Source organism: Helicobacter pylori, assembly GCF_006439795.1.
GTDB classification, from domain to species: Bacteria; Campylobacterota; Campylobacteria; order Campylobacterales; family Helicobacteraceae; genus Helicobacter; species Helicobacter pylori_CR.
On sequence record NZ_VEYL01000009.1, the window covers coordinates 51,468 to 58,657 of the forward strand.

The following is a 7,190-nucleotide window of genomic DNA, read 5'->3' on the forward strand; positions in this document are numbered from 1 at the left end:
AATATTAACACTGATACGATGGTTTTTGATTGGCATTTAACGCTTATGGGCAAAATGGGTAAAATGGATAAGGGGATAGGGGGGAGTAAAATCATTCCCCCCATTCATCAAACCCCCACTTCAGACCATTCAGCGCGTTTGTCTAAAAAAGCACGCGCTAAATTCTGCGCGCCCTCTAAAGTGTGGTTAGCCGCCCAACCGCATTGTTTTTCATTGCTGGCAGGCACTTCTGTAGCCTTTAACACATCTTGCATTGTCTTTTCTAAAACCTCTAAAACCTCTGTGTAATTGTCATGGTTTAACACCGTGAGATAAAATCCCGTTTGGCAACCCATAGGCGACCAATCCACGACATAATTAGCATGGTTGCGGATGATCTCAGCGACTAAATGCTCTAAAGAGTGTAGGCTTGGCATGTCCATGTGGTCTTGGTTGGGCTGTTTGAAGCGCACATCGTATTTGACGATCAAATCCCCATTAACGCCCTTTTTGCGATCAGCGACACGCACATAAGGGGCTTTGACTTTGGTGTGATCCAAATTGAAACTCTCTACATTCATTTTCATGTTTTTAACTCCTTTATTCATAAATTGTAATGAAACTTTAGCCTACTTTAGCGAATGCTTGCTCTAAATCTTCTAACAAATCCTGTTCATGCTCAATCCCCACAGACAAGCGCACCAAGCCATCTCTAATCCCTGCAGCTTCTCGTTGTTCTTTAGGGATACACGCATGGGTCATAAACGCCGGAATCCCCACCAAACTTTCCACCCCGCCCAAACTCTCGCCTAAAATGAATAATTTAAGGCTTTCTACAAAAAGAGTCGCCTCGCTGTCATTTTTGAGAGTGAAAGAGAGCATCCCGCTAAAGCCACGCATCTGTTTTTTGGCTAGCTCGTGTTGGGGGTGAGTGGGAAGACCCGGGTAATAAACCTTTTCTACTTTAGGGTGTTTTTCTAAAAACTCAGCCACGCAAAGAGCGTTTTTTTGATGGGCTTGCATGCGTAATGCTAGCGTTTTAATCCCTCTTTGCAACAGCCAGCTGTCTTGAGGGCCTAAAACCCCACCGATAGCGTTTTGGAAAAAAGCGATCTCTTGGGCTAGCGCTTCATTATTGGTGGTTACAAGCCCAGCAACCACATCGCTATGCCCGCCTAAGTATTTTGTGCCGCTATGCACCACAATGTCCGCCCCCAAAAGAAGCGGGTTTTGGCAATAGGGGGTGGCAAAGGTGTTATCCACGATAGTGAGCAAACCATGATCTTTAGCGACACTAGCGCATTGCACTAAATCCGTGATTTTAAGCAAGGGGTTACTAGGGGTTTCTAAATAAAGGGCTTTAGTGTTGGGTTTGATAGCCTTTTTGATTTGGGATAGATCGCTAGTGTCGATAATGGTGCAAGAAAGCCCGTTTTTGACAAGTACTTTATTAAACAAGCGGAAAGTCCCCCCATAAACATCATCGCCCAATAACACATGATCGCCTGATTGCAAGAGAGAAAAAACGGCGTGGATTCCAGCTAAACCAGAGGCAAAAGCAAACCCCTTAACCCCCCCTTCTAAATCAGCGATGAGTTCTTCTAAAGCAAAGCGCGTGGGGTTACCTGAGCGAGAGTATTCATAGCCTTTATGGCGGCCTATGGCGTCTTGGCGGTAGGTGGAAGTTTGATAAATAGGCACGCTCACCGCCCCCGTTGTCGTATCCTCGCTAATGCCCCCATGGATTAGTTTTGTTTGCATGCGCATGGTTTTTCCTTTTTTATTGAATTTTTATGAATAAATACCTTTAGAAAGATAACGATCGGCAACATCCGGGAAAATGGTTAAAACCTGGCTGCCTTCAGGAAGGCGTTGTGCTTCTTTCAGTGCTGCTACAAAAGCTGCCCCGCTAGAGCTCCCTACTAATAAGCCGTTTTTCTTGGCCAACTTCCTAGTGTAGCTAAAACCCTCTTCATCTGAGATCGTTTCAAAGCCATCAATATCCAAGTTTGCAAAAAAAGGGGGGATGAACTCCACGCCAATACCCTCAATCTCATGAGGCCCAGGCTCGCCCCCATTCAAAATAGAACCCTCCGGCTCCACCCCAATCAAGCGAATATTAGGGATGCGTTCTTTCAAATATCTGGCTGTGCCTGCAAAAGTGCCTCCACTCCCTATCCCGGCTACAAAGCTCGTAAGGTTTGTGCCTAATTCTTGGACAATCTCAGGGGCTAGGGTGTGGTAGTAAGTGGCAGGATTATCAGGGTTTTCAAATTGTAAGGGCAAATAGCTATCAGGGATACTTTCGGCTAACTCTTTACTTTTTTTAATGGCGCCAGAAATCCCCTCGCTAGTAGGCGTGTTGATTACTAAAGCCCCCAAAGCCCTCATGATTTGCTGTTTTTCTGTGCTGAATTTTTCCGGGACAACAAAGATGGTTTTGAGATGGTGCTTGATTGCCACTAAGGCTAGAGCGATGCCGGTATTGCCTGCGGTAGGCTCAATGATGGTCGTTTTAGAAGTGATTTTGCCTGTTTTAAACCCTTCTTCTATAAGGTATTGGCCTAAGCGATCTTTAACGCTCCCTCCCGGGTTTAAATGTTCTAGCTTGGCGTAAATGGCGGAATTTACGGGAATGGGGTAATCCTTGTTAGTGAATTTAAAAATGGGGGTGCGGCCTATGGCGTCTTGCATTGTGGTGATAATCATCATTCCTCCTATAACAAACAATAAAATTCAATTTTGCGATTATGCCTAAACTCGTTAAATGGAATAAGTTTAGGATAAAATGTTAGCTTATTAAGATGGATTAAGGAGTTTTCAATGAAAACGATAGAATGGAATGAAGAGCAAAGAAAAGCGTTTCAGGACTTGTTAAGAGAGTTTGTAGCACTAATAGACGCTAAAGTGCAAGAGAAAAAACAAACAGGCAAAACCCCAACGAACCCAAAATACGCTTCATACCAAAGAGGGCTGAACAAGTTTTTAGCGCCATGGGGTTATGCGTGTAAAATCAGTCCTGGCAGCCATGGGCGTTTATCCCATGAACCATCCATCGCCTTTTGCCGTCAGGATATTTTAGGGGAAGGGTTTGTCAATGGTGAAAAACCAACCCCAACAAAAGGTTTTTATCTTTGGTTTTCCTACTGTTGGTGCAACGATTTTGAAAAGTTTTATCTTTGTATAGGTCGATCCATAGAGGAGAATGGGGAAGAAGAGTGTCAAAAATGCCTAGCGTATGACAAAATCATCGATCCTAATGGAGACGCATACTACCAAGAGAGCTATGATGATTTAGAATCCCATCTTGAAAACATTACCAACGATTTTTTACGCTTTGCTAACGAATTTAATCAAATCCCCACTGCGTGTTTTGAATTAGAGCCATCTGGCGCAAGCCATTAGGAAATAACTCTATACAAAAAACTCCCCCATAAGGGATTTTCCTAAAATCCCACTAATGCTTTTTAGTCTAAACCTTGAAAAGCTATCGTTTGATTACAACCAAGCTTTGATATTTGGATTAAAAAACGCTATTTTTTAGATTTTGCAATCGGTATCTCATTGATGAATACCAAAAAGCAAGCGGGTTTTGATTAAAACCGCCCGCTTAAAAAAAAGTTTTAAAAGCGTTTCACTCCACTTCCGCATCAATCACATCATCGTCTTTTTTCTTGGGCTGCTCAGCGTTGTTTTTATTTGCCATGGCTTCGCCTAATTTTTGAGCCGCTTGCACTAATAATTTTGTTTTGTCTTCAAGCTCAGTTTTAGTAGCGTTATCGTTTTTGACGCACTCTTTAAGAGCGTTAATGGCGTTTTGAATCTCGTTAGCGTCGTTTTCATTCAAATTCGTTTTATGCTCATCAAGGCTCTTTTGGGTTTGGTGCGCCAAACTATCGGCATGGTTTCTCGCTTCAATCACTTCTTTTTTCCTGGAGTCTTCTTCTTTGTGCAATTCAGCGTCTTTCACCATTTTTTCAATTTCGCTATCAGACAACCCGCTAGAACCAGAAATTTTAATCTCTTGGCTTTTACCGGTATTTTTATCTTGCGCTGACACGGTTAAAATCCCGTTAGCGTCAATATCAAAGGTTACTTCAATTTGCGGCACGCCTCTTGGAGCGGGAGCGATGCCTTGCAAATCAAATTTACCTAACGATTTATTATCCCTTGCCAATTCCCTTTCACCCTGTAAAACCATAATAGACACAGCGGGCTGGTTGTCTTCAGCGGTTGAGAACACTTGAGATTTTTTCGCCGGGATAGTCGTGCCTCTATCAATGACTTTAGTCATCACGCCCCCTAAAGTTTCAATCCCAAGGCTTAAAGGCGTAACATCTAATAAAAGCACATCTTTCACATCGCCTTTTAACACGCCCCCTTGAATGCTCGCGCCCACCGCTACGACTTCATCAGGATTGACGCTTTTATTCAACTCTTTGTTGATAAACGCTTTCACCCTTTCTTGGACTTTAGGGATACGAGTAGAGCCTCCCACCATCACCACTTCTGAAATCTCATTTTTGGTTAGCCCCGCGTCTTTGATCACGCTTTCAATTTTAGAAATCGTTTCTTCCATGAGATCTTCTGTCAAGCTTTCAAATTTAGCCCTAGTGAGTTTTTTAACCAAGTGTTTAGGCCCGGTAGCGTCCGCGGTGATAAAGGGCAAATTGATTTCAGTCTCCATCGCAGAGCTCAGTTCTTTTTTAGCGTTTTCAGCCGCTTCTTTCAGGCGTTGCAACGCCATCACATCGTTTTTAATCTCAATGCCCGTTTCGCTTTTAAACTCAGCCGCTAAAAAATCAATCACACGATTGTCAAAATCATCGCCCCCTAAAAACGCATCGCCCCCTGTGGCTAAAACTTCCACGACATTATCGCCTGTTTCTAAAACGGTAACATCAAAAGTCCCCCCACCCAAATCATAAACCATGATTTTTTCGCTCTCTTTTTTATCCAAGCCGTAAGCTAACGCCGCGCTTGTAGGCTCATTGATGATCCTTAAAACATTAAGCCCTGCAATCGTGCCGGCTTCTTTAGTCGCTTTCCTTTGGCTGTCATTAAAATAAGCCGGGACCGTGATCACCGCTTCAGTAACGCTCTCGCCTAAATAACTTTCAGCGTCTTCTTTGAGCTTCATTAAAATTTTGGCTGAAATCTCTTGAGGGGTATAAATTTTACCTGAAATCTCAATCGCGCAAGCCCCATTCCTATCCACAATCTTATAAGGCAAGCGTTTTTCGGCTTCTTTAGCCTTATCTTCATTAAACATCAAACCCATGATTCTTTTAATAGAATAAATGGTTTTTTCTGGGTTGGTTACCGCTTGTCTTTTGGCGCTCTCGCCCACTAAAATCTCGCCCTTATCCGTAAAAGCCACAATAGAAGGAGTGGTGTTTTTACCCTCTTTATTCGCAATAATCTTTGCTTCATTGCCTTCATAAACCGCCATTGCGGAGTTGGTTGTCCCTAAATCAATTCCAATAACTTTTCCCATGCGTTATCCTTTCTGTTAAAATAAATGTTTTAATCGTTTTTAGCAATGCTCACCATTGCCGGCCTCAAAACCCTACCCTTATACTTGTAACCCTGTTGCAAAACCTGCACGATTTTCCCGTTTTCTTTTTCTTCGCTTTTGACTTGCATGATCGCATTGTGGAAATTAGGATCAAACTCTTCTAAGCATTCAATCCCTTCAATGCCATGCCTTGCCAAAACTTCATGCAACTTTTCCATCGTGAGCTCCAAGCCCTTGGTTAAAGCGCTCTCTTTATCCTCTTCAGCTGCACTTTTATGAGCCCCAAGAAGCGCATCAATCACCGGCAACAGATCCAATGCGATTTTTTCATACGCATACTCTAACGCCACGCTCTTGTCTCTTTCTAAGCGCTTTTTCACGTTTTCAAAATCCGCATGTGCTCTTAAGTATTTTTCGTGCATTTCTTGGTATTTAAGCTCAAAATCTTCCTTAATCTCGCATTCTTTTTCGCTTGTTTCTTGATTTTCTTCACATTGTTGTTCTTCGCAAGCACAAACCTTTCCGCAAGATTCTGGCTCTTTTTGGCTCAAATGATCGTGTTCTTGGTTGTGTTCATCTTTCATTATTCCTCCTCAGAAATCGTTTGAAAAAACCCTTCATAATCGCATTCCAATTTCCCCACGCAAAGCAGTTGCATCCGCTTGTTTTGAAATTCTATAGGGCGTATTACCAGCATGCAATCAGGCTCTATAAAATGCAAACCCTTTTTGAAACGCTCTAAAACCTTACCCCCTAAAATGTCAAAAAATAAAGGGCTGTTTAAAAGCGTTTTTAACCCCATCAGATTAAAGCGTGTCATTTGTGCACTGGAATACTCCAAACGCTCTAATTGCCTGGCCAAACTCAACGCATTGACAGAAGCAGCGATTGAGCGCACTTCTTTAACGCTTTTGCCCACAAGCTCCAATAAAAACTTCTCCATTTTAACGCTGTAACCCACCGCGCAAGAAAACGCCAAAAAATCCAAAATCAAAAAGCGTTTTTCGCATTCAATGACTCTTTCTAAACGCTCCAAACTAGGTTTTTTTAACAGCGTAAAAAGCCCGAAATTTTCACTCGCGCTTTTTAAGCGTTTTTCATTCACCTTTAAAGCTTCAAAGCGTAACGACTTGCGCCAATAGTTTTCAAACGCCTTAAAAGTAGGCAATCTAGCGCCGCTAGAATGGGCTTGATGGAGCATGCCTTCTTTAGAAAGGATTTGAAAATAATTCCTGATCGTTGCGCAAGATATTTTCAAGTTTGCCAACTCTTTCAAACGTTTAGAGCTAATGGGTTCTAAAGTCTGCAGATAGGTTTTAACAAACGCATCTAACAAACTCTCTTTTTTATTCAAATCAGAACCTACTTTAATTCTTTTTAACATCATTATTTGAAACATCTCGTCAATCACCATTCTTGATGAAAGAACTCTCGCATTATAGCGCAAAAAGTTAATAATCTATCACTTGTTTTAAAAAAGTGATAAAAATTACCCGATTTTTCTTTAAAGTTTAGTCTGTATCACTAAATTTATTTACTAGCATTAAATTAGGATTTTTTATAGATTTGATTTAATTTAGATCTGATCTCATTTAAATATGGATAATCCTTTTTGTTTTATAATGAAACTCATTCTCTTAAGGGGATAGGGGGGGTATTTTGCGATAACACCCCCCTTAACCCCCTTAAAATC

Annotated in this window: 7 protein-coding genes; 1 reads left to right on the forward strand and 6 read right to left on the reverse strand. The window is 41.8% G+C overall.

Annotation, left to right across the window (positions count from 1 at the left end):
- Positions 1-107: 107 nt before the first annotated feature.
- Genes FIM66_RS05095 through FIM66_RS05105 form a run of 3 tightly spaced genes read right to left on the reverse strand, consistent with a single transcriptional unit; the run spans position 108 to position 2,688 of the window.
- Positions 108-566, reverse strand: a complete 459-nt coding sequence (locus FIM66_RS05095; protein ID WP_194149258.1) for an S-ribosylhomocysteine lyase — start codon at positions 564-566, stop codon at positions 108-110.
- 37 nt (positions 567-603) lie between these two features.
- The gene (locus FIM66_RS05100; RefSeq protein WP_140600148.1) at positions 604-1,746 is read right to left on the reverse strand and encodes a cystathionine gamma-synthase; all 1,143 of its coding nucleotides are present in this window, start codon (positions 1,744-1,746) and stop codon (positions 604-606) included.
- A 24-nt stretch (positions 1,747-1,770) separates the two neighbouring features.
- Positions 1,771-2,688 carry an O-acetylserine-dependent cystathionine beta-synthase gene (locus FIM66_RS05105; protein WP_194149259.1) on the reverse strand — a complete coding sequence of 306 codons (918 nt, stop codon included), beginning with the start codon at positions 2,686-2,688 and terminating at the stop codon, positions 1,771-1,773.
- Positions 2,689-2,802: 114 nt separating this feature from the next.
- Here FIM66_RS05105 and FIM66_RS05110 point away from each other — a divergent pair, with 114 nt between their 5' ends.
- Complete coding sequence (locus tag FIM66_RS05110) at positions 2,803-3,384, forward strand: hypothetical protein (RefSeq protein WP_140548835.1); 582 nt, start codon at positions 2,803-2,805, stop codon at positions 3,382-3,384.
- A 229-nt stretch (positions 3,385-3,613) separates the two neighbouring features.
- On the opposite strand, the gene dnaK is transcribed toward FIM66_RS05110, so the two are convergent.
- Genes dnaK through FIM66_RS05125 form a run of 3 tightly spaced genes read right to left on the reverse strand, consistent with a single transcriptional unit; the run spans position 3,614 to position 6,911 of the window.
- Positions 3,614-5,476, reverse strand: a complete 1,863-nt coding sequence (gene dnaK / locus FIM66_RS05115) for a molecular chaperone DnaK (RefSeq protein ID WP_140478093.1) — start codon at positions 5,474-5,476, stop codon at positions 3,614-3,616.
- Between the two features lie 29 nt (positions 5,477-5,505).
- Complete coding sequence (gene grpE, locus FIM66_RS05120; protein ID WP_140548833.1) at positions 5,506-6,081, reverse strand: nucleotide exchange factor GrpE; 576 nt, start codon at positions 6,079-6,081, stop codon at positions 5,506-5,508.
- A complete protein-coding gene (locus FIM66_RS05125) occupies positions 6,081-6,911 on the reverse strand; it encodes an HrcA family transcriptional regulator (protein ID WP_140600150.1) in 831 nt (276 codons plus the stop codon). The genes grpE and FIM66_RS05125 overlap by 1 nt, the downstream gene beginning before the upstream one ends.
- Positions 6,912-7,190: the final 279 nt, after the last annotated feature.